At 58.4% G+C, this 25,637-nt stretch carries 23 protein-coding genes; 20 read left to right on the top strand and 3 right to left on the bottom strand.

Translation table 11 applies throughout. The features are described 5' to 3' along the window. The first annotated feature begins 8 nt into the window (after positions 1–8). From ACIP66_RS03470 to ACIP66_RS03385, 18 genes are all read left to right on the top strand, one after another. Entirely contained in the window at positions 9–1,028 is a 1,020-nt protein-coding gene (locus ACIP66_RS03470; RefSeq protein ID WP_134421489.1) for a VOC family protein, read from the top strand. 72 nt (positions 1,029–1,100) lie between these two features. Further along, positions 1,101–2,072 carry a flavin reductase gene (locus tag ACIP66_RS03465; protein WP_400645442.1) on the top strand — a complete coding sequence of 324 codons (972 nt, stop codon included), beginning with the start codon at positions 1,101–1,103 and terminating at the stop codon, positions 2,070–2,072. Further along, positions 2,069–3,001 carry a fumarylacetoacetate hydrolase family protein gene (locus tag ACIP66_RS03460; protein WP_400645440.1) on the top strand — a complete coding sequence of 311 codons (933 nt, stop codon included), beginning with the start codon at positions 2,069–2,071 and terminating at the stop codon, positions 2,999–3,001. The genes ACIP66_RS03465 and ACIP66_RS03460 overlap by 4 nt, the downstream gene beginning before the upstream one ends. 41 nt (positions 3,002–3,042) lie before the next feature. Continuing rightward, positions 3,043–3,657, top strand: coding sequence for a glutathione S-transferase family protein (locus tag ACIP66_RS03455; RefSeq protein ID WP_400645438.1), 615 nt, complete (start codon positions 3,043–3,045; stop codon positions 3,655–3,657). Positions 3,658–3,673: 16 nt separating this feature from the next. Further along, positions 3,674–4,561, top strand: a complete 888-nt coding sequence (locus ACIP66_RS03450; RefSeq protein ID WP_400645435.1) for a LysR family transcriptional regulator — start codon at positions 3,674–3,676, stop codon at positions 4,559–4,561. A 647-nt stretch (positions 4,562–5,208) separates the two neighbouring features. Continuing rightward, a complete protein-coding gene (locus tag ACIP66_RS03445; protein ID WP_400645433.1) occupies positions 5,209–6,852 on the top strand; it encodes a DUF1302 domain-containing protein in 1,644 nt (547 codons plus the stop codon). Between the two features lie 12 nt (positions 6,853–6,864). Next, positions 6,865–8,229, top strand: coding sequence for a DUF1329 domain-containing protein (locus tag ACIP66_RS03440; protein WP_400645430.1), 1,365 nt, complete (start codon positions 6,865–6,867; stop codon positions 8,227–8,229). Between the two features lie 44 nt (positions 8,230–8,273). Continuing rightward, positions 8,274–9,386 (top strand): WD40/YVTN/BNR-like repeat-containing protein, encoded by a 1,113-nt coding sequence (locus ACIP66_RS03435; protein ID WP_400645427.1) that lies wholly within the window; start codon positions 8,274–8,276, stop codon positions 9,384–9,386. A 50-nt stretch (positions 9,387–9,436) separates the two neighbouring features. Further along, positions 9,437–11,911, top strand: a complete 2,475-nt coding sequence (locus ACIP66_RS03430; RefSeq protein ID WP_282351975.1) for an RND family transporter — start codon at positions 9,437–9,439, stop codon at positions 11,909–11,911. A gap of 44 nt (positions 11,912–11,955) precedes the next feature. After that, a complete protein-coding gene (locus ACIP66_RS03425) occupies positions 11,956–12,429 on the top strand; it encodes a VOC family protein (protein ID WP_134421495.1) in 474 nt (157 codons plus the stop codon). A 45-nt stretch (positions 12,430–12,474) separates the two neighbouring features. After that, positions 12,475–12,999: a nuclear transport factor 2 family protein gene (locus tag ACIP66_RS03420; RefSeq protein ID WP_017337776.1), complete on the top strand. Its 525-nt coding sequence runs from the start codon at positions 12,475–12,477 to the stop codon at positions 12,997–12,999. 124 nt (positions 13,000–13,123) lie between these two features. Next, entirely contained in the window at positions 13,124–13,480 is a 357-nt protein-coding gene (locus ACIP66_RS03415; RefSeq protein ID WP_017337777.1) for a DUF4286 family protein, read from the top strand. 19 nt (positions 13,481–13,499) lie between these two features. Next, the gene (locus tag ACIP66_RS03410) at positions 13,500–13,991 is read left to right on the top strand and encodes a VOC family protein (RefSeq protein ID WP_017337778.1); all 492 of its coding nucleotides are present in this window, start codon (positions 13,500–13,502) and stop codon (positions 13,989–13,991) included. A gap of 75 nt (positions 13,992–14,066) precedes the next feature. Next, positions 14,067–14,942, top strand: a complete 876-nt coding sequence (locus tag ACIP66_RS03405) for an SMP-30/gluconolactonase/LRE family protein (protein WP_212551028.1) — start codon at positions 14,067–14,069, stop codon at positions 14,940–14,942. 71 nt (positions 14,943–15,013) lie between these two features. Further along, positions 15,014–15,805, top strand: a complete 792-nt coding sequence (locus ACIP66_RS03400; RefSeq protein WP_400645420.1) for an SDR family NAD(P)-dependent oxidoreductase — start codon at positions 15,014–15,016, stop codon at positions 15,803–15,805. A 54-nt stretch (positions 15,806–15,859) separates the two neighbouring features. After that, positions 15,860–16,603: an SDR family NAD(P)-dependent oxidoreductase gene (locus tag ACIP66_RS03395; protein ID WP_282351947.1), complete on the top strand. Its 744-nt coding sequence runs from the start codon at positions 15,860–15,862 to the stop codon at positions 16,601–16,603. Between the two features lie 218 nt (positions 16,604–16,821). Further along, positions 16,822–17,802: a LysR family transcriptional regulator gene (locus tag ACIP66_RS03390; RefSeq protein ID WP_212551031.1), complete on the top strand. Its 981-nt coding sequence runs from the start codon at positions 16,822–16,824 to the stop codon at positions 17,800–17,802. Next, entirely contained in the window at positions 17,750–18,769 is a 1,020-nt protein-coding gene (locus ACIP66_RS03385; RefSeq protein ID WP_400645416.1) for a LysR family transcriptional regulator, read from the top strand. The genes ACIP66_RS03390 and ACIP66_RS03385 overlap by 53 nt, the downstream gene beginning before the upstream one ends. Positions 18,770–18,827: 58 nt before the next feature. Here ACIP66_RS03385 and ACIP66_RS03380 read toward each other — a convergent pair whose 3' ends face one another. Both ACIP66_RS03380 and ACIP66_RS03375 read right to left on the bottom strand, forming a co-directional pair. Further along, positions 18,828–19,382, bottom strand: a complete 555-nt coding sequence (locus ACIP66_RS03380; protein ID WP_282351942.1) for a nuclear transport factor 2 family protein — start codon at positions 19,380–19,382, stop codon at positions 18,828–18,830. 24 nt (positions 19,383–19,406) lie between these two features. Continuing rightward, entirely contained in the window at positions 19,407–21,761 is a 2,355-nt protein-coding gene (locus tag ACIP66_RS03375; RefSeq protein ID WP_400645413.1) for a CocE/NonD family hydrolase, read from the bottom strand. A 164-nt stretch (positions 21,762–21,925) separates the two neighbouring features. Between ACIP66_RS03375 and ACIP66_RS03370 the strand changes: the two genes are divergently transcribed. Further along, the gene (locus ACIP66_RS03370; RefSeq protein ID WP_282351938.1) at positions 21,926–22,570 is read left to right on the top strand and encodes a TetR family transcriptional regulator; all 645 of its coding nucleotides are present in this window, start codon (positions 21,926–21,928) and stop codon (positions 22,568–22,570) included. Between the two features lie 74 nt (positions 22,571–22,644). Here the strand turns inward: ACIP66_RS03370 and ACIP66_RS03365 are convergent, their stop codons facing one another. After that, positions 22,645–24,906: a CocE/NonD family hydrolase gene (locus tag ACIP66_RS03365; RefSeq protein WP_400645411.1), complete on the bottom strand. Its 2,262-nt coding sequence runs from the start codon at positions 24,904–24,906 to the stop codon at positions 22,645–22,647. A 116-nt stretch (positions 24,907–25,022) separates the two neighbouring features. Here ACIP66_RS03365 and ACIP66_RS03360 point away from each other — a divergent pair, with 116 nt between their 5' ends. Next, complete coding sequence (locus ACIP66_RS03360; protein WP_400645408.1) at positions 25,023–25,628, top strand: TetR family transcriptional regulator; 606 nt, start codon at positions 25,023–25,025, stop codon at positions 25,626–25,628. The last annotated feature ends 9 nt before the right edge of the window (positions 25,629–25,637 follow it).

The raw sequence follows: 25,637 nt of genomic DNA, 5'->3' as shown, positions 1-25,637 counted from the left end.
GAATCAACATGCCATTGCCAACACCGGTCTATTACCCGCCGTTCAATATCACCCGCTCAAGTCACGCCGTCATTACTTCGCGTGACCTGGAAGCCAGTCGCGATTTTTACGAGCAGGTCATTGGCCTGGTACTGACCGAACGCGATGCCGACACCCTGTATTTCCGCGGTCTGGAAGAGGTTTGCCACCACAGTCTGGTGATCAAGCGCCACGACGGCGAGCATTCTGCCGAAGCGATCGGCTTCCGGGTGTACACCGAAGAAGAGCTGGACAAGGCCGCGCATTTCTATAAGTCCAAAGGCCTGCCGGCACGTTGGATCGAAGTGCCGCATCAGGGCCGCACGCTGCTGGTCAACGACCCGGCCGGCACCCCGGTGCAGCTTTGCGCCACGATGACCACGACGCCGCGCGTGTACACGCAATTTCAGGACTTCAAGGGTGGTGCGGCGATGCGCTTCGACCACTACCAGATTCAAGTGCCGAACGTGCAGGAGCAGACCGATTTTTATGCAGAAATGGGTTTTCGCATCTCCGAATACATGGCGCTGGACGAGAAGTTGATTGCGACTTTCATGTTCCGCAAGCCCGGCACCCAAGACATCGTGTTTCTGGAAAACCCGGGGCCGCGTCTGCACCACTTTGCTTACACCGTATCTGACTCCCACAGCATCCTGCGCGCCTGCGATATCGCCGGCAATCTGGGCATGGGCGATGTCGTGGAGCGAGGCCCGGGTCGGCATGGCCCGGCCGGTGTGCTGTTCGTTTACCTGCGCGATCCCGATGGCCATCGGGTCGAGTTGTTCTGCGATCACTACCTGCTGATCGATATCGAGGTCGAGCCTGTTGCGTGGGACGTGCGCAAGCCCGGCCTGGCGCTGCGCTGGGGAATGCCGCCGCAGGAATGCTGGTTCAACGAGACCACCGCGTTCAGCGGCATTGCGACCAAACAGCTCGATCACGAGCGCGGCCCGTTGGTCACCCTGGAAACTTATCTGGCGGACAAAGCCCGCGTCAGAGCCGCCAAGTAGCGGAGCAGGGCCACTTCGGTGGCCCTTCGCAGCGTGACGGTTTGGATAATAAGAAGACTGGAGGCATTCACCATGACGACACAGACAGCAACTCAAACAGATCCTTCCAAAGCCGGGCCGAGCTTCGACAGCCGTGCGCTGCGTGACGCTTTTGGCTCCTTTGCTACGGGCGTGACGATTGTCACCACGGCCGGGCCTGACGGCGTCGATATTGGTTTGACCGCGAACAGTTTTTCTTCGGTGTCGCTGGATCCGCCGATGGTACTTTGGAGCCTGGCGCGCACCTCGTTGAACATGGATGCCTTCCGCAACAACGGGCATTTCGCCGTGCATATCCTCTCCGCTGACCAGGAAGCGTTATCGTCGCGCTTTGCGAGCAAAGGCATTGACCGTTTCGAAGGACTCACGCTGGATCGTGGCCCGGACGGCGTGCCGTTGCTACCCGACTGCATGGCGCGCTTCACTTGCAAACTCGCTTATCAGTACGAGGGCGGTGATCACGTCATTTTTGTCGGCGAGATTGTCGATTTCGGCCATTCGGCGCGCAAGCCACTGGTGTTCCATGGCGGCCGCTACGGCATGTTGCTGCCAAAGCAAGCCGTCGCCGCCGTTGAATCGGCAGACGAGTTCAGCAACCTGTCGTCTGATGATCTGCTGTATCAGGTTTCCAATGCTTACCTGCGCACGCGCCAAAGCGTGATTGAAAAGCTCGAATCGCGGCAGTGGACGGCCGAGGAATATGCGGTGCTGAGCATCATCGGTCGTGAAGATGGCTTGTGCATGCCGGAAATCGTTGCGCGCAGCGAGAAGGTACGCGGTCAGGGCATTTCCGCTGCGATCGTGCAACAGCTCATCACACGAGGCCTGTTGGAGGAGGTGGACGCAAGTGACGGTCGTATTGCCGTCAGGTTGACTGCCGATGGCCGTCACGCGGTGTTGGAACTGATCGCCATCCGCAAGTCGAGCGAGGCCGATGTGCAGGGCAAGCTCGACCCGAGTGAAGTGCAGTTACTCAAGCATCTTCTGGCCAGGCTCGACGCATGAAGATCGCACGCTATCAATCATCCGCAGGGCCTGAACGGCTCGGGATCGTCACTGCCGCGTCGGGGTTTGAATTTCTTGTAGATGTCGCCAAGGCGGCGGCGGTGCGAGACGGCCCAACCACACCTACATCGGTGATGGCTCTGATCGAGGGCGGCGCAGCCGCGATGGACGCCACCCGCGACTTGCTCCGGTGGGCGGCGGATCGTCAGGATCCGCTGTGGCTGGATGACCCTAATACCGTTGAGTGGCTTACGCCTGTGCCGGAAAAATCGATCTTCTGCGCCGGGCGTAATTTTGGCCGGCACAAGCTGGAGTCGATGAAGGGCAATGCCGACAACGCCAGCAAACTGCACAGCGATTTCCCGACCGGTTTCATCAAACTCGGGCGCACGCTGGTGCCGCATAAAAGTCAGGTGAAGCGACCCGACGATGTGCTCGATTTCGACTACGAAGTTGAGATCGCGCTGGTGATCGGCAAGGCGATCGACGCGCGCCGCGACATCGATCCTGCCAGCGCGATTTTCGGCTACACCATTTTCAATGACCTGTCGGCACGGGAATGGCAACTGCGCGAGATGCAGAACGGCATGATCATGCTCGGCAAGAACTTTCCAGGGTTTGGTCCGATCGGCCCCTACATTCTGACCGCCGACGAAGTACCGGATCCCAAAGCCCTGGTGTTGTGGCTGAAGGTCAATGGCGAGTTGCGCCAGCACTCCGACTGCCGCGATCTGATTTTCGGTTTCGCCGAAATGGTCGCGTTCTGGTCGCGTTTCGGTCTGGTGCCCGGCGATTTGATCAGCACCGGTACGCCAGAAGGCGTGGCTTTGCACCACAAGCCCGATCCGCGTGAGTGGTACCTCAAACCGGGTGACCGGGTGGAGGCGGGCGTCGACGGTATCGGCGTCCTCGAAACGTTCATCGTCTAGTCACCGCGCTGCCACGCCGACCTCACAATAAGGAACATGTTATGAAGCTGTTTTTTTTGCCCGGAGCCTGCCAGATCGGCATCCACGCCTTGCTTGCTGAAATCGGCAAGCCGTTCGAAATCGAGAAAGCAGCGCGAGCAGGTACGCCAGAATTTGCGGCGTATACGCAGATCAACCCCAAGGGCAAAGTCCCCGCGCTGATTCGCGACGATGGTTCGCTGCTCACCGAATTCCCTGTAATCGCGCTCTATCTCGCCCGGACGAACCCTGAGCGAGAGCTGATCCCGACGGACATCGAAGGCGAGATTCGTGTGCTGGAAATGACGGAATATTTGGTATCTACCGTGCACATGCAAGGCTACACTCGGGCTCGCCGGCCAGAGAAGTTTGCGCCGAGCGAAGCAGATCATGCGGCGGTGAAAGCGCAGGGTCTGAAGATATTCCAGGCCGGGCTCGACCGGGCAGAACGACAGATCAACGGTAAAGACTGGCTCTTCGAAAAAATGACCATCGCCGATTTCGCGCTCTTCTATCTGGAGCATTGGTGCGTGGTCAACGGCATCGGAAAGTTGGGGGAAAGCTGTCAGGCGCACCACGATCGTCTGTGGGCGAACGTTGAAATCCGTCGCGCGATCGAGTCCGAACTCATTACTTGATATTGAGTGCTCCACCATGGACATGCTGTTGAAGCTGAAGGCTTTCGTCGTCACCGCCGACACCGGTAACTTCTCAGCCGCTGCGCGCACCTTGTACACCTCACCCTCGGTCATCATGAAGCGGGTTGACGAGCTCGAATGGGATTTCAAAACCACTTTTTTCGACCGCTCAACCCGCCGTTTGACACTGACTGACACCGGGCAAAGCTACCTGACTCATGCCCGGCATCTGTTGCGCTCATACAGCGACATGGCCAGTGGCGCGATCTTGAGCCCCGGCGCCATCGAAGGCCCGATCAGAATCAAAGCCCCGGCGGTGCTGATCCGCCAGGGCCTTGGCGATCTGTTTACCCGTTACCGTGCTGAGCATCCGATGGTGCAGCTGGAAATAGTTGCGTCCGACCGAGGCGGAAATCCGGCGGAGGAGGGCTTCGATATCTCGGTCGGCATGGATCAGATGGCCTACTCGGATGTGGTCGAGCAGGTCATCCGGCCCTTTCCTCGGGTGATGTGTGCGGCGCCGGCGTATCTCGCGCGATGTGAAGCGCTGTTGCATCCCCGCGACCTGGTCGATCATCCCTGTCTGTCGTTTTCCCTTGCCGGGTCAATCTGGGCGTTCAACTCGCCCGAGGGGCGCATAGAAGTGGACGTGCGTCCGGGACTAATCACCAACGATGAAGGCTATTTGTGCGCCGCCGCCCGCGATGGCCAGGGGATTGTGCAACTGGCCTTGCCGATCGTTGCCGATGCTCTGACAGCGGGGGAGTTGGTGCCTGTGCTGGAGCAATTCCCGCTGGTGGAACGCTGGGTGAAAATCATGGTGCCGACGGCGCGACTGGAGCTGACGCGGGTGAAGCTGCTCTTCGACAAAATGGCACTGCACCTGACTACCGACAACATCTAAAGCGAATCCTGTGGTGAGGGGATTTATCCCCGACGGGCTGCGAAGCAGCCCTGAATCAGCCACCGCAGTTTTTCAGAGACATCGCATTGGCAGGGTTTGGGTCTGCTTCTCAGCCCATCGGGGATAAATCCCCTCGCCACAATTTCTTCCCTGCCATCCCTGCCATCTCTGCCAGTCCTGCCAGATCCCGATCAGATTTCCTGCGTCTTTCCCCCTTGTCTGCAAGCCTTTTCGGCGCTCGCAGCCGTGCCTCTTTGCGCCTTCCCCCAAAGAATCCGCGCCTTCATTGCACCATCAGTTTTCTGGCTGCGGTGTAGCGGGTTTTATCATTGTTCAGGCCGAAAAGGGCCTGCATATACTCGGGCCAACACAGATACACAGTCAGGGTTGAGGACAATAAAACTATCTCAAACCAAGACTCTGTGTTGCCTGCACATGATTCGTCCGTGCATGAATTCAACCGGTACCACAACTTCATGGGAGGTTTTTCTTGTGGGTCGCTGTGACTGGCCAACGTTCATGTAATCGGGCAGATCAGCAACCGGAGTTCATGCGTCACACAATCCCTCTAGGTAGCAAAAATGCAAATAATAAAAATAAGATTTGCAGTGCCGCACGACGTTTTGTATCGCCAGAGTCTTCGCTCCATGCTGGTTGCCACCAGCCTGATGGCGGCAGGCTCGACGCTGGCCGCACCGATTGATGTGGGTAACCCTGACATCAAACTGCGCTGGGACAACACGTTCAAATACTCTGCCGGTATGCGTCTCAAGGATCAGGATGACACGCTGACCCAAAACGTTCCTGCCACGCCGGGTGGCGGCAAGGGACCGGCGGCGCTCAACGCTGACGATGGCGACCGTAACTTCAAGAAAGGCCGGCTGATTTCCAACCGTCTCGATGTGCTGTCCGAGATGGATCTGGTGATTCACGACGATTACGGCCTGCGCGTGAGCGGCGCGGCCTGGTACGACGACGTCTATAACCAGAAAAACGATAACAACTCGCCAGCGACCAACAACTCGTTGTCGGTGCCCAGTGACCATTTCACCCACGACACCCGCGATCTGCACGGTCGTCAGGCCGAGATTCTCGATGCCTTCGTTTTTGGTGGTGCTGACGTCGGAGACGCGCGAGTCAGTGGCCGTTTGGGCCAACACACCGTGCTGTGGGGCGAGAGTCTGTTCTTCGGCGCCAATGCCATTGCCGGTACCCAGTCTCCGGTGGACGCGGTCAAGGCTTCCTCGGTACCTGGATCGACCACCAAAGAAATCATCAGGCCGGTGGGCCAGTTTTCCGGGCAGATCCAGTTTTCCCCAGCGCTGACCCTGATGGGTTACTACCAATACGACTGGGAAGCTACTCGCTTGCCGGCCGCAGGTAGCTACTTCTCGGTCAACGACTTCATCGCCGATGGCGGCGAACGAATTCGTTTTGCACCAGGTTTACCGGGAATCGGTTTGTCGCGCGGTGCTGACATCAAGGCTAAAGATAGCGGCCAGTTCGGTCTTGGACTGCGCACGCAATTGGGCGACTGGGAACTGGGTGCCTACGCGATCCGCTACCACGCCAAAACGCCTGTGCTTTATTCACACGCAGGACGCACCCCTGTCACAGGTGCCGGGTTCGGAACATACCAATGGGTGTACCCCGAGGACATTAAGGCGTTCGGTATCAGTGCCACCACGACAGTGGATACGATCAACTACGCCGGAGAGATCTCCGTACGTCGCGACACGCCGTTGACCAGCCTGCCGGTGGAGGTTGGAGCCCAAGAGGCGGACAACAACAACCACGCGTTTTATGCCATCGGTAATTCGGCGCATGCCAACGTGTCGATGATCTGGACTATGCCGCGCAACTTCATGTCCGACGAACCTTCATTCAGCATGGAAGTGGCCTACAACCAGCTGACCAGTTGCACCAGTAATTGCTCGGTCATGGATCCGGATCTGGATCGACGCGCTGCTGCGGTGCGGGCCTTGTACGCAATACCGCAGCGCAACGTCATGGACGGCCTCGACCTCACGCCTTCCTTCACCGTTGGCTACAACAATGGCAAATCCCCGGTGGCGATCATGGGGCCAGACGATGGCGGCGACATGACCTTCACGCTGGCCGGTAACTATCTGACCGTGTGGGATTTCACGATGGCGTACACACATTACTACGGCGGCGCAAACACCGCCACGTATGCCTCGAGCGACCCGAGCGTCAACGGCACGTACACCTTCGCGCAGACCTTGAAAGATCGTGATTTCGTCTCAGTCTCGCTGCGTCGCACCTTCTAAGGGAAAACAATAATGACCATGTTCAATCGCATGACCTTGCTGGCTCTGACGTGCGCCGTACTGACGGCACCGGTTGTCCAAGCCGCTGTTTCGGCAGACGAAGCCGCCAAGCTAAAGACCACACTGACGCCTCTGGGCGCCGAGCGTGCCGGCAACAAGGACGGGACGATTCCGCCTTGGGAGGGGGGGTATCCGGTCGACAACTCGTACAACTCAGCGGCGATTCCGGATCTGTTCAAGGATAAGCCTCTGCTGACTATCACGGCGCAGAATGCCGATCAGTACAAAGACAAGTTGACCGAAGGCACCTTGGGCCTGTTGAAGAAGTTTCCGAGCTTCAATGTTCAGGTGTTCCCAACCCGGCGCACCGCAGCGGCGCCGCAGTGGGTATACGACAACACCTTAGCCAACGCCACTCGAGCGACAATGGATCCATCTGGCGAACTCGGTCCGTTCCCGAAAGGCACCTACGGCGGCATCCCGTTCCCGATTCCGAAAAACGGGGAAGAGGCGATCTGGAACCACCTGTTGCGATGGACAACCCCCAGCTACCAGACCACGCCTAGCCTGGCTCGCGTAACGCCAGAAGGCAAAGTGATTCCGGTCTCGCAGAACGTCGCCAAGAGCTCGTTCCCTTACTACGACCAGAACAGCAACCTGGAGAAATGGCAGGCCGCCGGCTCCAACATTGTCGTGCGTCGCGTCGACACGTCCGGCCCGCCGATCCGTGCCGGCGAGATCCTGCTGCAACGCGTCAACATCAACGACATCGAGTCTAAAACCTGGGTCTACCTGACCGGCCAGCGTCGCGTCCGTCGTCTGCCGCTGACCTGCTGCGATGTACCGAGCCCGGTGGCGGGCGGCATCCTCAATTTCGACGAAGTCGAGGTGTATTCCTCGTCCATCGGACGTTACGACTGGAAGCTGGTCGGCAAGAAAGAAATGTACGTGCCGTACAACACCAACAGCTATCACCAGGCGCCGTCGCTGGAAAAGCTCATGTCTGAAAAGACCGTCAACCCGGACTTCGTGCGCTTCGAGCAGCATCGGGTGTGGGTGGTGGAGGGCACGCTCAAGGCCGGTCAGCGCCACGTGATTCCGCGTCTGCGCGTGTATCTGGATGAAGACACCTGGATCGCTGTCGCCGGCGAACGTTGGGATGCCCAGGGGCAACTGTGGAAAGTGACGTACAACTTGCCAACCGTGTTCCCGGCAGGTCCCGGCACCATCGTCGCAGGCTATATGTCGTACGACCTGATCGGCGGCGGCTACTTCGCCTCTGCCTATTTCCCGCGTGATAAACAAGTCGACCTGAAGGCCACGTTGCCAGACCGCATCTTCACGCCCGAGTCCCTGTCTGGAGAGGGCGTGCGCTAAAGACTGTATCTGGCTTGAACGATGAACCTGATGAGATGACCGGTATGAATAACAATAACAATGAAGGCGTCGACGTTTCCCGTCGCGGGCTGTTGCTGGTGGGGTTGGGCCTGGGTTTGCAAGTGTTGTTGGCCCCGACACTGGCCTCTACCACGGTAGCGTTCGCTTCGGCAGCCATGCCTGGGCTGCTCGGCCAACCGGCGACCATGACCCCACGGGCAGCACAGGCTGTGCTGACCCGCGTGGTGGTGGCCGGTGAGCGTTTGGTGGCATTGGGCGAACGCGGCATGGTCGTGCTGTCCGACGACGGCGGCCGGCATTGGCGCCAGGCCCGCGTACCGGTCAGTGTGACGCTGACATCAGCGAGTTTTGTCGATGCCCGTCAGGGCTGGATCGCTGGCCACAGTGGTGTTGTGTTGCATACCTCTGACGGTGGTGAGAATTGGTCCATTCAGACCGATGGAATCGCCCTGGCACAGGCCAGTCTCGTTCAGGCGCAGGCGTTGCCCGATACCGATGCCGATCGCGAACACCGCGTCCAGCAGGCTCAGCGTCTGGTGGATGACGGTGCAGACAAACCGCTGCTGTCGATCTGTTTTGCCGACGCATTGCACGGGATGGTGGTGGGCGCCTTCGGCCTCGCCGCCAGCACCGATGACGGCGGTAAAACCTGGACGCCTTGCCGCGAGCGTCTGGTCAATCCCATGAGCATGCATCTGTATGCGGTTGCCCACCATGCCAAGACCTGGGTGGTGGCGGGCGAGCAGGGCGTGCTGATGCGCAGCGACGACGATGGCGCTAGCTTCACGGCCTTGGCGGCACCTTCCGAACGCACTCTGTTCACCGCAACGGCCACGCTCGGTGGGAGTTTTGTCTTTGCCGGGCTGTTGGGGGCTGCGTGCCGCATCGACTCGGGGAGTACAACCGTGAACGCGATCGAACTGGCGGCGCCGTTGACGATTCTTTCAAGCGTTGAGCTGCGCGATGGTCGGGTGATGCTGTTGGCGCAGGGTGGGCGAGTGCTTGCCAGTCGCGACGGTGGTGTCCATTTCGCCGAACAGCAACTGCCGCGACGCGTGCCGCTGACCTCGCTGGTCGAAGCTGCAGACGGAGGGTTGGTGGCCACCAGCATGGGTGGAGTCTCCCGGCTTGGTTGACGACATCCACCTGCACGCTCACTCGACGCGCCTTATAAGAGTTCAATGACATGACCACAGTGAAACTTGCTGAGACCGGCGCTTGCCGGCTCGAAGACTTTGATCCGCGCTCGGGCAATGTGCTCGAACGCGCCGTGTTCAACCACCGCATCCTGGTGCTGTGTTTGTGCGTGCTGGTCACCGTCCTGCTGGGCTTCAGCGCGCTGAGCCTGAAGCTCAATGCCAGCTTCGAAAAGACCATTCCGACCGGCCACCCGTACATCACCAATTATCTGGAACACAAAAAAGAGCTGACGGGCCTGGGTAACTCGGTGCGCATCGCCGTGGAGGCACGCAAAGGTGACATCTACAACGCGCGTTATCTGGAAACGCTGCGCCAGATCAACGATGACGTATTCACCTTGCAAGGCGTGGATCGCGCGTTCATGAAATCGCTGTGGACGCCAAACGTACGCTGGACCGCGGTGACCGAAGACGGACTGGACGGTGGTCAGGTGATCCCTGCGCACTACGACGGCTCGCCAGCCAAAATCGAAGAGTTGCGCATGAACGTGCAGCGCTCGGGCGAAATCGGCCAGTTGGTCGCGGTCAACGGCGGCTCGACGGTGATTCAGGTGCCGCTGCTGGAACATGACGCGGCCGGCAAACCGCTGGACTACGCGGCGCTGTCCAAGCAGCTTGAGCAGTTGCGCGCCAAGTACAGCAGTGACGAGGTGGCCATTCACATCACCGGGTTTGCCAAGCTGTCCGGCGACCTCATGGATGGCATGCAGGAGGTGATCGGCTTCTTCTTCATCGCACTGATCATCTGTGCGGCAATGGTTTTTCTGTACAACCGTGACGTGATCAGCACCGCGCTGGTGGTGATCACCTCGGTGACCGGCGTGCTCTGGCAACTGGGCCTGCTGCCGCTGCTGGGTTACTCGCTGAACCCGTATTCGATGCTGGTGCCATTTCTGATCTTTGCCATCGGTATCAGCCATGGCGCGCAGAAAATGAACGGCATCCTGCAGGACATCGGTCGGGGCACACACCGTTACGTCGCGGCACGTTTCACCTTTCGCCGCCTGTTCCTCGCGGGCCTGACTGCACTGTTGGCGGACGCCGTCGGCTTCGCGGTGCTGCTGATGATCGACATTCCGGTGATCCGCGAACTGGCCATCGCCGCCAGCCTCGGCGTGCTGGTGCTGGTGATTTCCAATCTGATCCTGCTGCCGGTGTTGTTGAGCTACGTCGGTGTCAGCCGTAAAGCCGCCGAGCGCGCCGTGCGCCGGGAATCGGCAACCGCCGCCGGGGAGAGCAGTGCGTTCTTTATCTGGCTGGTGCGTTTCACCGAAGGCCGTCGTGCCACGGCGGCGATCGTCACGGCGCTGGTGCTGGCGGTGGTCGGCGTTGCCGTCGGCACGCAACTGAAGGTGGGCGATCTCGACCCTGGCGCTCCGGAGCTGCAAGCCGACTCGCGCTACAACCGCGACGTCAGCTACCTGACTACAAACTACGGCGCGAGCAATGATCTCTTCGCGATCATGGTCAAGACATCCGAAGGCAACTGCAGCCAGTACGACGTATTGCGTCGGGTCGACCAACTGGAATGGGCGTTGATGGATCTGCCCGGCGTCGAATCCACGCAGTCGATTGCGCGGCTGCAACGGCGCCTGATGGTCGGCATGAACGAGGGCAGTCCGCTGTGGTACGACCTGTCGAGCAATCAAAGCATGCTCAACACCATCACCGCCCGGGCGCCACGTGAACTGTACAACGAAGAATGCAACCTGTTGACGGTGTACGCCTACCTGCGTGATCACCGCGCCGAGACCTTGCAGCAAGTGGTCGATCTGGTCGAGCGCTTTGCCGCCAAAAACAATGACAAGGACGCCACCTTCCTGTTGGCGGCCGGTTCCGCCGGGATCGACGCGACCACCAACATCGTGGTTCACAAGGCCTGGTACCAGATGTTGTTCATGGTTTACGGGGCCGTGGCGCTGCTGTGCTTTGTGACGTTCCGCTCATGGCGAGCGGTGCTGGTGGCGATGCTGCCGCTGATGCTCACCTCGATTCTGGCCGAAGCCTTGATGGTCGCGCTGGGCATGGGCGTCAAGGTGGCGACCTTGCCGGTGATCGCCCTTGGCGTCGGCATCGGCGTGGATTACGCGCTGTACGTATTGAGCGTAACGCTTGCGCAAATGCGTGCCGGTGCCACGTTGAAACAAGCCTATGCCACGGCGCTGCAGTTCACCGGCCGCGTGGTGTTGCTGACCGGTATCACGCTGGCGGCGGCGGTCGCGACCTGGCATTTCTCCAGCATCAAGTTCCAGGCCGACATGGGTCTGCTGCTGGCGTTCATGTTCTTGTGGAACATGCTCGGCGCCCTGGTACTGATCCCGGCACTGGCGCGGTTTCTGCTGCCCGGCGCACGCGTCGGAGCCGTCGTCGAGGTCACCGAACAAGCACCGCCGCCAGCGGCCTCTGCACCCTTATCCGCAACCAAACCCGAGAAGCCGGTATTCGAAAGATGCCTGCCGTAACCCATCAACCTGATTTTTCACACCACCTAAAATAAGGAAACACCATGGATCGCTATATCAATCGCCTGTTTCACGTGTGCATCACCGTCGCTGATATCGATGCTGCACTTGAGTTCTACTGTGGCGTGCTCGGCCTTGAGTCCATCGGCAAATTGCGCCACGAAAGGGCGCCCGGTGAAATCCTTGGTTTCCCGAACCAGATCATTGAAATCCATGCCGACCACCTCGTCGGCAAAGACAAGGACAACGCCACCGTTATCGACCTGATCGAGTTCGTCGAGCCAAAAACCGTGGTCAACAAAAACGCTTCCGCGCCGCTGAACCACGCTGGCATTAACCGTATGGCGTTTGGTGTAGACGACACCGATGCCATTCATGAGAAGCTCAAGGCGCGCGGCGACATCGTTTTCCTGTGCGAGCCACAAGTGGTGATCGCGCCAACCGGCGGCAAATTCAAGATCCTGACGTTTAAAGACCCGTTCGACAACGTTCTGGAAGTGATTGAGTACTGCAAGTAACCCGTGTTTGTAGAATTTATTACTCGGAAAAATCGGAGAATTTAAATGAGTGTCACACAAGACAAGTCCGAAATTATTGATGTCATCAACCTGTATGGCGTCGCGTTGGACGCTCACGCCTGGGACTTGCTGGACGAGGTGTTTACCGAGGATGCCCACGCCGATTTCGGGCCGGCCGGCGCGGTCTGGAAGTCGGTCGGTGCGCTGAAGTTCGCCTTCAAGGACTTCCACGAAACACTGACCAATCACATGCACACCATGACCGGTTCCTGCGTACACGTGGAGGGCGATACGGCCTACGCGCTGACCTACGGTGACTGGCTGCTGTCCCGTGATTCGGCAGTGGGTGGCCCTGACTGGGTTGGCCGTGGCTGGTACGACGATATTCTGGTGCGCACCGATAAGGGCTGGCGCATCAGCAATCGCGTGTGCCGACTGATTTCCTGGACAGGCAACCCGAATGTGCCTGAACCCGCGTATGAACAGCATCCAGTGATGACCACCCACACGCTGCGCAGTCATCGCGAAGAAGGCAAGGTCCGGTTCTTCGAAGCCATCGCCAAAAAATAATCAGTTAATAGCAACGACGGATCCACTTCCGATTGTTTGACGGAAGTGGTCTGGGGTTTCTATTGCCCGAAATTCCACTGTGGGGCTCTGGCGAAGAGCAACTTTTTATATTGGAAACTTAACCATGAATGACCAGAGCGTTATCTGGACAGTGGGCATCAATTGCTCAGCGGAAGACGAAGACAAGTTCAATGTTTGGTACGACGACGTGCATGTACCGATGTTGATGCAGGGCGACTGCGTGAGAAAAGTCAGCCGCTTCAAACTGGCCGAGGAGACCTATCACGTCGGCGTAACCACCCAGCCGTGCCCGACGTACCTGACGATTTATGAATTCGACAGCCAGGAAAAATTCGAAGACTGGATGAAGAGCCCGTCGCGCATTGAAGCCGGTGAAGACAAGACAAAGACCTGGGGCGACAAGGTGTATGACGTCCAATGGGCAACGCGTTACGACCTCACTAACACCTGGAACGGCTAATTAAAGGGCGGTAAAAGTCATGAACGCACTGGTTAAAAAACTGCTTCACGTTTGCATCACCGTCCCGGACGTTGATCAGGCCCTCAAGTTCTACCGCGATGTACTGGGTTTTGTTTCGACCTTCGAAACCAGAACCGATGAAGCGGATGGCCCGCTGCTGGGTTTCGCCGAAGATGAGATCAGCATTTACGCCCATCACATCCTCACCGCAGGCGCCGATGCCAAGCACGCCACCGAAATCAACCTGATCGAGTACACCAAACCGGCAACGATCATCGGCGATGGCCCGTATGACTTGATGAATCAGGTCGGGATTACCCGTCTTGCACTGCTGGTTGAAAACACTCGCGAAGCTTTTGAAAAGATCAGCGCGTACGAAGGTGTCGAAGTAGTTTGCGAGCCCAAAGACATCATCATCCGCAAGCCTGGGCAAAACCTGACCATGACCTGGTTCAGCTTCAAAGACCCTTACGGCGTGTTCATCACAATTGCCGAACCGCCAAAAGCCTAAGCAGCTCCGTTCAATATCGCGGTTCAGCTTGGGTCGGATCGCCTCAATCCAGTTCAGGAAAATCCAGGAGATAACATGCAGATCGATGTTCTGGTGGACGTAAAAACCACCATCGGTGAGGGCCCTGTATGGGATGTGCAGGAGCAGCGCCTGTACTGGATCGACGTCGTCGGCGGTCGCGTTTATCGCTGCACCGCTGACGGGCGCGAGGTGCGTACGTGGGAAATGCCCGACACCATCGGTTCGATGGCGCTGCGTCGTAATGGCGGTGCCATTGTGGCGCTGGGTTCGGGGTTTCACTTCCTCGACTTCGACACGGGCGAGACCGAGCTGATCGTCAATCCCGAGGCTGACAAGCCGCATAACCGCTTGAATGACGGCAAGGTCGACGCCCGTGGGCGTTTCATCGTCGGCAGCATGGACACCCGCGAGGGCTTCGCTGATGGCACGCTGTTTCGCATCGACCCGGATCTGTCGGTGCATACGCTCGACTCAGGTTTTGCGATTTCCAACGGGCCGTGCTGGAGCCCCGACGGGTCGACGTTCTATTTCTCCGATACTTTTTCCGGTGAAATCTGGGCGTATGACTACGACCTCGAAACTGGTGGCATCGCCAACCGTCGCACGTTCACCAAAGCAGGCTTCACCGAAACGACGACCACCGACGGCTCCACGGTCGATGCCGAAGGCTACCTCTGGAATGCTCAGGTCTACGCCGGCAAGCTGTGCCGCTTTGCGCCGGATGGCAGCCTCGATCGGGTTATCGAAATGCCGGTGAAGAAGGTCACCAGCGTCAACTTCGGCGGGCCTGACATGGACACGTTATTTGTCACTTCGATGGCCAAGCCACCGTTGCCGCGCTATCCGGGTGACAACGTGATGCGCGGGAGTCTTTTCGCGGTTCGTGGTTTGGGTGTGCAAGGGCTGCCAGAGCCGCGTTTTGGTGGCTGAATACGAGTCCGTCGAACGCGATTTCGGAGCTGCTTCGAAATTGAAATTTCCACCGTTACAGGATCGTTGCGATGCCTGAGTTCAAAGACAAAGTCGTACTGATTTCAGGAACCGGCGGGCGTATGGGGCGGATAGCTGCCCAAATGTTTGCCAGAGAAGGCGCGAAAGTACTTGGCTGCGATGTCGCAATCCAGCGATCTGAAGAAACCTGCAGACTGGTGAGAGAGGAGGGTGGAGATTTTTTTTCGCTGGAACCTCTCGATCTGGCCAGCCCCATTGATGCACAACGATGGATAGATGAAGCCATATCGCGCTGGGGGCGAATCGATGTCCTCTATAACAATGCCGCAGGTGTCAGCATTGCCGCTTTTGAAGATGCCTCGATTGAGCATTGGAATTACACCATTCGCAACGAGTTGACGATCGCCTACGTGGCAGCTCGCGCGGTTTGGCCGCAAATGCTGAAACAGCAAAAAGGAGTAATAGTCAACGTGGCGTCGATTGCCGGCCATCTTGAGCTATCCGGTTTTCCTGCAGTTGCGCACGGTGTGGCTAATGCAGGCGTACACGCACTTACGCGTATGCTTGCCGCCCAAGGCGCACCATACGGCATACGTTCGGTAAGTATCAGTCCAGGTCTGATTGCCGATCCAGACGCGCAGCCCTCTCCAGCGCTTGATGAATACGGCTTACCGACAGCGCGACAACTGTGGAAACACGCGGCACTGGGCCGCCCGGCCCGAGCTGAGGAGATTGTTGAAGCCGCTCTGTTTCTTGCATCCGACAGAGCGTCGTATATCACTGGAACCGATATAGCCGTAGACGGTGGAATGTCCAGCATCATCTGGAAATCAGAAGCGTGAGCAATTTACGCTGGCCATTTTGCAATGAATCCCGAGATGCTTGAGGTGAAAACCATGCAAACCCATAAAAATCGCGTTGCCGTTGTTTCGGGCGCCGCCAAGGGCATTGGCCAGGAACTGGCGATTCAACTGGCACAACGAGGCGCCGCTCTGGCCCTGCTGGACATCGCCGATCTTTCGCAAACCTGCGAGCTGATTGAGGAGGCGGGCGGCCAAGCCATTGCCATTCATTGTGATGTCAGCCAGGAAACCGACTGGATCGCTGCCGGCGAGGTCGTCAAAAACCACTACGGTCGCTGCGACATTCTGGTCAACAACGCCGGGATCTACCCCAATGTGCACTTCGATGCGCTGGACTTCAAAACCTGGCGACGCACCTTTGAAATCAATCTGGACAGTATGTTTTTGAGCGCAAAAGTCTTCGTACCGATGATGCGCACTAATGGCTGGGGGCGCATCGTCAACGTGTCTTCGACATCGATCGTCACCAACGCCGTTGGCGTCAGCCATTACATGGCAAGCAAGATGGGCATCATTGGCTTCACCCGAGGACTGGCGAATGATCTGGGCAAGGACTTCATTACCGTCAATACGCTCGCGCCCGCACTGACTGCGACACCGGGCACCAGCCATATACCCGACGTCGTACGCGATAGCATCGTCAATTTACAGGCCTTCAAGAGAATGGCGGTGCCCAACGATATTGTCGGGCCGATGCTGTTTTTGACCAGCGAGGACGCACAGTTCGTGACGGGACAGGTGCTGGCTGTCGATGGCGGCATGATGAAAACCTGCTGAGCCGCGTCACCCTCCGGTTGATGGGCGATCGGCAAGCGCAGTCTTGCCGTCGTCATCCTCGTTAATCCCTTCTTTCGCCTGTCCACAACCGGTGATTTTGCGCCCGTTAATCGAGGTTGGATCAGGGCTGGCAAGCCATTCCCGATATGGATAGAGTACGAGCCACCTATAAATTGCTGACGGTGTTCAGCAAGCAATAATAAGAGACGATTTCGCGCATGATGCTCCCCAAGTTGATGCACATCCGCATGTTTGTTGCCGTGTACGAGGAAGGCTCCTTCACTGTCGCTGCCAGCCGCGAAGGGCTGGGACAGTCCGGCGTGTCTGCGCACGTTCGGCAGTTGGAAAATCAATTGGGCGTGCGCCTGTTCGCCCGCGATCGCACGATTATTCCCACGCCCGCCGGGCATGCCTATTACCAACAATGTGTGCAGTTGCTGCGTCAGCACGAAAGCGCCTGCAACGCGGTCGGTCATCGCGCAGAGCCGTCGGACGGTTCGCTGCGCATAGGCATGATTCCGACCATGACGCGTTCGGTATTCAGCCGCGCACTGCTGGCTTTTGAAGCCGCTTACCCCAACGTTTCCGTGCACCTTACCGAAGGCGCAGGCAGCGTGATTGCGACCGCAGTACGCCGTGGCATGCTGGATTTCGCCATCACCCAACGCATGTCTTACGACGGCGGTGGCGGGGCGGTCGGGTTGAGTACATCGTTGTTCACGAGAACACCGGCGTTTCTGGTGTCCTCACCTGATTCAGGTTTACCGCACTGCGAACCGGTGCGCCTGAGCGACATCAAGGATTTGCATCTGGTGCTGCCGATCGGGCGACGACCGCTGCTGGAGCAGTACCTGATCGATCACAAGGTGCAAGTCGTGCAGCGCCTCAACTGGTTCGAGTCCATGCTGGGCGCCATGGATCTGGTGCGCTCCAGCCACTGGGCGGCGATTATTTCCGGGCTGTTTATCGCCGACGATCTGCGGCGCAAGCGCTTCACGCTTAACCCGCTGGCCGATCCAATTCTCTGGGACGAAATGCTGCTGGTAGAGCCGGCGCGCAAACCCTTGTCGACGATTGCCCAGAACTTCATCGGGTTTTTGAAGAAGGCCACCGAAGACATCAACGCGATACCGATCCGTATCGCCCATGGCGAGCAGTCGTCAAACGCAGACTTCAATGAGATATCGCGCCATGAATGACTCGCTACCCGGTCTGCGGGAGATGCAAATGTTCGTGGCGGTGTACGAGACTCGATCGTTCACGGCGGCGGCGGCACGTGAGTTCGCCACTCAGTCGGGCATTTCCCAGCACATCAAACAGATCGAAGAAATGCTTGGCGTGCAGCTGTTTGACCGACAGAAAGGCGTAGAACCTACCGCAGCAGGCACCTCGTTTTACCAGCATTGCCTAGAGGTGGTGGCAGCCAATTCCAGGGCACTGCAGGCGCTGGATACCTTCGAGCAGGGCCTGGCCGGCGAAGTTCGTTTCGGGGTAACGCCGACACTGGCGACTTATCAGCTCGCGCCGGCCTATTTGCGCCTGATGTCGCAGAACCCTAACGCGTCAATCGCGGTGATCGACGCCCCCAGCAATATGCTGATCGACATGGTGCGGGCCGGCGAACTCGACTTTGCGATCATTCCGTCGATTTCGCAGCCACCGGCGGATCTGTCCACGACGGTATTTGCCGCCACACCTGCGTTTCTGGTCTCGTCAATCACCCATGACAGTGGCTTCGAGCATGGCGAACTGATTGAGCTCGACGAGCTGACGGGGTTCAAGCTGTTGGCCCCTGACAGTCGCGAGTATGCGCAGTGGATCGGATCACAACTGGAAGCTCTTTCGGGGCCGGGCCCCTGTTACCAGCTCGATGCGGTGCTGGCCACGCTCGACCTGATCAGGCAGAGCGAGTGGATGGCGATTCTTCCCGGTCTGCTATTCGTCCACGATTTCAGTGTTGAACCCGCAGAGCGGGACTTCAGGATCAACCCTTTTGCCGGTGCCGGCCTGACGCTGGAGCTGCTGTTGGTGCAACCGGCGCGGCCAACGCCTTCAGCGCTGATGATGGCGGCGATCAGTGCAATCCAACAGGTGACCCAAGAGCACATTCAGTTGCTCAGCCGTTTCCGGTTTGGCAACCAGCCGGCCGTTCGCAGGTTGCAATAAGCGCGGCGGTTATGCGGGGGAGGGTGCAGAGGGGCATTGCCCCTCTGGTGTTCGTCGATCAAGCGTCTGCGAGTGATTTTTGCCCGATCGGGGTGCCCGAATAACCGGCCACCTTGCGCAATACCCGATCGGTGCCGTCACGCGGACTGCCGGAAGCGTCTGGATGATCGTCGAACCAGTTTCCCTTGGGATAGCGGTACATCAAGTCGACCATAAGACGCCGCTCGGCAATCAGCCAAACACCGTCACGACGTTCAAATCGATCAAAATAGCGCGCCCATAATTTAACCGTATCGCCGTTCCAGTGATGACGCTCTGAAGCGGCGTGGTCAGCCTGTAGGTAGGTTTCAACGAACGCAATCTCGGGGCCGTCGAATTCGACCAGGCTATTTCCGAGGAAATGCTGAGTACGGTTGAACCGTGGCATTTCGTCAGTCAGGAACTGAAAGAATCCCTCGGTGCCGCCGACATGAAGGCTTTCGGGAAAGTGGATGTAGGCGTCTTTATGGAAAGCGCCACGCACCAGTGACATGTCAATCCGGTCGAGGCCACGGCAATAGCGCAGCAGGACATCGTGAATTTCGGTGCGCGCAGCAAGTTCTTCGAGCGTCATGGTTATCTCCTGTACTCATTGTTGTTAGAGGTGTAATGGTGCTTTCGCTGGAACAATCGGAAGCTGAATAAAACCCTGGCGATCCGGCCCGGTGTAGACCGTATTGCGCGCGCCGTCGTGGCAGGCACTGTCATATCCGTGCCGGGGGCCATGATCGACGCCGTCGAAAGGCTGTATGTCCACGCGCAGCCGGTAACCCTTGCGGATCAACGCTGTGTTGGGAATGATCTCGATTTCCACCATCACCACTTCATCGCTTTCGAGCGGTGCATGGTCGGCTTTGAGGTGTGTGTGCTTGACCGTGTACTCGGTCGTGCGAGATGCATCCACTTGGCGATGCGACGCCTTCAACCAGCCCTTGGCCAAGGGATAGTTGGGCACGTTCATGCCCATTGTGGTCGGGCCGGCGTAGTCGACTTCCAGGCCGTTTTCATCGAGTACACGCAGGCTCACGAAGATGTCCATGTCCTCGCTGGTGGAAGACACCCACAGCCGCGCTTTTCCATACCCCGCGAACACCATGTCTTGCGTCACGGGATCACTGATGAACGAAATCCCGGTTTTCCATATTTCCAGTACTGAAGGGGGTTTGACGGGAAGAAAGCACGGCGGGATGCCCGTGCGCAGTTCAAGAGGAATTTGCGCGGAATAATCTGCCTGCCCGCTGACGACCGGAGGGGTCAACGACAGACGCAGAAAGTCGTCGCGGTGCTCGTCGCCTTGCCAGTCTAATGGCGTGGCGTCGAAGAACCATTGCGGATAGTTCGTTCTTGCGATTGGCCATTCTTGTTCTTCCTGAATATAGGAGGCGCCATTGCCACTTCGAATCTCAAGACGCACCGGCGGGGTGTCCATGATGCCGTTGTCGATGCCTTTCAACCAATGGTCAAAAAAAGCCCGATGATCGGCGATCGCGGTGCGCGAATAGGCTTTGGTGAACCAGTCTTCCCAGAAATCGATCTTCTTCGACGCCGTGTTCGTGGCCAGATAAGCCTCGCTGCTGCCGAGCTGATGGAAGTGCGCCATGTGCGTTGTGCAGGCGATGGCCCATAGCGGCACCTTCACCTTGCTCATGTCCGGGTTCATCAAAATCGTCGAGCGTGGACCGAACGCCTTGGTGGTATCCGAGTCCTTGAACGTGGCCTCCTTGAGCATGCCGATAAAGTCGACTGCATTGGGCTCGCCACACACCGCGGCCAGCACGCCGGCCTTGTACCAGTGGCTGAAGAACTCCTCGTTGAGGATGCCGCCGGTATAGGCGACCTCGTCGTACAGATCAACATCGGTGCCGATGGCGATCATTGCTTTCAGATGCTCCGGTTCAAGGCTTGCCGCTGCGTGCTGGCTCATCGCGTAGTACGACATACCCCACAGCCCGACATTGCCGTTTGACCAGTTCTGTACGCCCGCCCAGTCAATCGCATCGCGAAAGGCTTCGGCCGTTTCTATGCCAAATGGCGCCAGTGTTCCCGGGTTTTTGCCTGAGCCCGGGCCATCCACACGCACCAGCACATAGTCATGCGGCACCCAATCCACCGAGTTGGCTGTTTCGTGGTTCTCAAACACCTGCCCTTCGGGATTGCCGTGGAAATAGCGCTCCTCCATGTCCTCGTGGGCGACAAAGTCGGCGTCGTCGGCAATCGAGTGATGGTAGAACGCTCGGCCGTAAGGGCCGCAGTTCATGATGACCGGGAAGCGGCCAGGGTTGGCCGGACGGAACACGTCCGCGTACACGTGCAGGCCGTTTTTCAGGGGGATTCTGACGTCCTTGAAACGCAGAATACCGAGTATGTTTCGCCGGACTTCATTGCGTGCCGTCGCCGCATGGCAGAGCTGGCGCGGTGTGCGATCGGTAAAGACGCCGGCGGCCGAAAGCTCGGCGAGCACCGATGCGATCAAAGGATCCTGTTCGAACTCAAGCACCGGGTTCAGCGCGAGGCCGGCAAAGGAAATATCGTGGCGGAAATTGAGGCGATACTGGCCGATAATTTCGTGTGCTGCCGGGTCGATGCAGATGCCACCGTCCAGGTTTCCATCGCGGTCGAGCGAGCAGAGGAAGCGTGCAATGTTTGTCAGTCCAGCGTCGAGCAACTTGTTGATGTTGCCGTCCACGCGGCTGACGATGTCTGCCAGATTGAGTCGGGGTGCGCCGAGTGCGGAACCGATCGGTGTGTTGCCCACCAGAAAGGCAACCCGCTCGCCCTTGCGGTAGTGGAACTCACCGTTTTCGTTCGTCATCCCGTTAAGGGTAGAAGTCTGATATCTGAGCCCGGCAACCGGACCGGAAAACACACCGGTATGCAGCGTGCAGGCATCGTGTCCGCTATCGCTAGCAAACAACGCTGTGGCGTGGGTAAAAGTCTGCAGGGTATCGCTCATGAAGAGGTCCTCTTGTAGTGCAGATCTTGGATTTGCGCAGTGCAGCGGCGCGAGTGTAGGTCTGATTTTTGATTAACTCAACACGTGTTGAGTTTTTATGTATAGCATGTATCTCGACACACTGAACAAAGAAAAATGACCACGCACAGGGAAATATCGGCGCCATGAAAATCAATGAAGAACTCACCACAGCGGATGCCCGAGAAATCAAAACCGGGCGGCGTCCTGGCTCGGGCAACAGCCGCCAAACGGTGCTTGAAGCGGCACGCGCGTGTTTTGCCAGCGACGGTTTCGGTGCGACCACGATGCGCCGCGTGGCCGCCGATGCCGGCGTTGACGTGTCCATGGTCATGCAGTTTTTCCGTTCAAAAGACGAGCTGTTTGCGGCGGTGATGAATATTCCGGAATCGGCTCTGGAGAAGCTCGGCGCCGTTTTCGCTGGCACCGACGAGCATCTTGGGGAGCGCGTGGTTCGCGCGTTTCTCCAGGCGTGGGAGGGAGCGCCAGAAGAGTCGGAACCGCTGATGGCGATGCTCAGAAATGCGATGGTCAACGAGCAGGCGCGTCATCAACTACGCGACTACATTGAGTCGCGATTGATTGCAGGCGCAGGCGAATCGCTTGGTCAAGACGCGCGCCTGCGCGCAGGCCTGGCGTTGTCCATGTTGGTGGGAATAGTGACCGGACGACAAATCATCGGCGTGCCGATTCTTGCCGCGACCGATCGGGAGACGCTGGTGGCGGCGGTTGCCCCGGCGATTCAGCACACGCTGCTGCCACCGCCAAAGTGTGCAATCGCCACTGATTGATTGGGGGCATGGTGTTCACCTCATTACGTCAGGTGAACACCATGGTTCCGTTCAAGGCTACAACGCTTGATCGGTCAGGGAACGATCGGCAGTTGCAGGTAGCTCGGGTACTCCGGTCCGGTGTAAATGCGGTTCACGGCATCGACGTGATAGCTCTTGTCATAGGCACGAACCGGTACGCCGGCCGGCGCATAAGGCTGGATATCCACCAGCAGACGGCAGCCTTTGCGGATCCTCGCGGTGCTCGGGTTGAGACCGATTTCGACCGGCACGATGTCTCCTCGCTGCAGCGGCGCGCAGTCTTTCTCCAGGTGGGTGTGCACCGGCCAATATTCGGTAGTGCGTTCGGCATCCAGCGCACGGCGGGACACTTTCAACAAGCCATGCCCGACCGGATGGATGTGCACCGGATCCACCGGAAGCACCACGGATTCGTAACGGATTTCGCGATCCTGTTCATCAAGAACCCGCAGCGAGACAAATACGTCCATATCTTCGCTGGTCGATTCCACCCACAACCCGACCTTCATGTAGCCGGCGAGGGTCATGTCTTCGCTCATCGGCTCGCTGACAAACGAAATGCCGGTCGACCAACGTGGCGTGCCGTCACTGGAGCCTGCCGGTGCGAGGGTTGGCATGCCCAGATCAAGGTGCGCATCGTATTCGGCGCGGCTTTGTTCGGTGGGCAGTGACTCGGTGATGCGCAGCGCATTGGGACGACGACCGTCGTTTTGCCAGTCTGAAGGGCGAGCATCGAGGTACCAGCGACGGTATTCGGTACGCGCTATCGGCCACTCATTTTCATGCAGGACGAAGTGAGCTCCGCTGCCGGTTCGCACCTGCACCCGCACCGGCGCTTCATCCATCACGCCGTTGTCGATGCCCTTGAGCCAGTAATCGAAATAGCGCATGTGTTCGGCGATCGATTTGTTGCTGTAGGAGTCCGGGAACCAGGCATCGGCGAAATCGAATTTGCGCGCTTTGGCAGCGGAGGAACGGATGTAGGTTTCGCTGCTGCCGAGTTGGTGAATGATCGCACCGACTTGCGGGCCGACGATCCACACCGGGGCAGTGGCTTTGCTCATGTCCGGGCGCATGAAGATGCTGCCGCGCGGGCCATAGGCGTTGATGTCATTGAACGGCGTCGCCAGCACGCGGGCCATCCAGTCGTTTTCCAGACGCTCGCCACAGTGGTTGTTGCCGGACCAGATCTTCCACCACCAGTTCCAGAAACCGGAGCCGAAGATGCCGCCGCCGTACAGGGCTTCGTTGTAGATATCCGCGTCGGTGCCTTGCGCGATCATCGCCTTGAGGTGCGAAGGCTGCAGGCTGGCCACACTGTGCTGGGCCATCGCCAGGTACGACATGCCCCACAAACCGACGTTGCCATTGGACCAAGGCTGAGTGCCTGCCCATTCGATGGCGTCGTAATAATCTTCGGCTTCCTGAACGCTGAAGGGCGCTTGCAGCCCTGGGCTTTTACAAACGCCACGCGCGTCGACGCGGATGCACACATAGCCTTCCGGCACCCACACCGAGGTGTCGACGGTCTCGTGATTTTCGTACTGGGCGCCATCCGGATTGCCGGAAAAATAACGATCCTCCATCTGCTCCTTGCGCAGAACGTCGGCCTCGTTGCAAATGCAGTCGTGATAAAAGCTCTTGCCGTAAAAGCCCTTGCTCATGACGATCGGATATTCACCCGACTCGGCAGGCCGGAAGACGTCGGCGCAAACGTATGAACCGTCGCGCAAGGGAATGCGCACATCTGTCATCTTGATGATGCCGCGAATATTGCGGCGCAATTCGTTACGGCTGGTGGCGGCATCGCACAGTGTACGCGGCGTTTTGTCTGTGAACACACCGGGCGTAGCGTTGAGTGTTTCGAGAATCTGCAGCAGGTTCGGATCGTTGGCAAAATCGACCACGCCGCCTTGGCCCATCGGCATCACCGGTGGACTGAAATTGATCGGTGTGACGCCAATCAGCTCGTGCACAACCGGCGCAATTTTTACGCCTGACTCGATGCTGCCTTGCTGATCCAGGGTATGCACGAAACGGGCGAGATTGGTGACCGAAGGATCGAGCAACTTGTCGATCTTGCCGTCGACACGATTGGCCAGTTGCGCGAGATTCAGGCGTGGTGCGGCCGGTATGGCGCCCAACACGATCCCTCCGACCCGAAAGCTGATGGCCTCGCCGGCGCGGTAGTGAAATTCGCCATTGCCGGAGGTCACGCCGGATAGGGTGGGGGTCTGATATTTGAGTCCGGCGATCGGGCCGGCAAAAATACCTGTCAATACGGGACTCAGTGCAGGTGCAGGAGACAGACTCATGCTGGATTCCTTATTGTTCTTGATTATGGGATCGATTCCAGTAAGGTACGGCGGACGAGAAAATAATTCAACACTCGTTGATATGGACGATGTTTCGTAATAATTTGGATATGACTATGAAGAAAGAAACCACTCCTGCGCCGCGTCGTGGGCGTCGGCCAGGCCCCAACAGCACGCGGCATCTGGTTCTAGAAGCGGCACGTGCGCGTTTTGCCAGTGACGGTTTTGCCGCCACGACTATCCGCTTGGTGGCAGCAGACGCAGGCGTCGACGTGGCGCAAGTGATGCAGTTTTTCCGCTCCAAGGACGAACTCTTTGCGGCGGTGATGGCAATTCCGGCCTCTGCGCTGGAGCGTTTCGACGCACTCTATGAAGGCCCGGACGAACACTTGGGCGAACGAGTAGTGCGCGCTTTTCTCACGGCATGGGAGGGCATACCGGAAGAATCGGAACCGTTGATGGCCACGTTGCGTGGCGCCTTCGTCAATGACCAGGCACGCGATCAGTTACGCGCCTTCATTCAATCGCGATTGCTCGGCGGTACTCACGAGCATCTGGAACCTGAAGCCAAACTGCGATCCGGCCTCGCAGCGTCCTTGCTGGTCGGCATGGTGGTCAGCCGACGCATCATCGGCGTGCCGATGATGGTGGCTGCAGAACATGACGAACTGGTGCGGATCATCGGCCCAGCCATTCAGAAGATTCTGGTGCCCGAGAGCTGATTGATTGAG

The sequence above is a fragment of the Pseudomonas sp. NPDC088429 genome (assembly GCF_044753305.1).
In the GTDB taxonomy this organism is placed as follows: domain Bacteria; phylum Pseudomonadota; class Gammaproteobacteria; order Pseudomonadales; family Pseudomonadaceae; genus Aquipseudomonas; species Aquipseudomonas rustica.
Note: the sequence above shows the minus strand (reverse complement) of the source record. Positions and strands in the feature narration are given on the sequence as shown.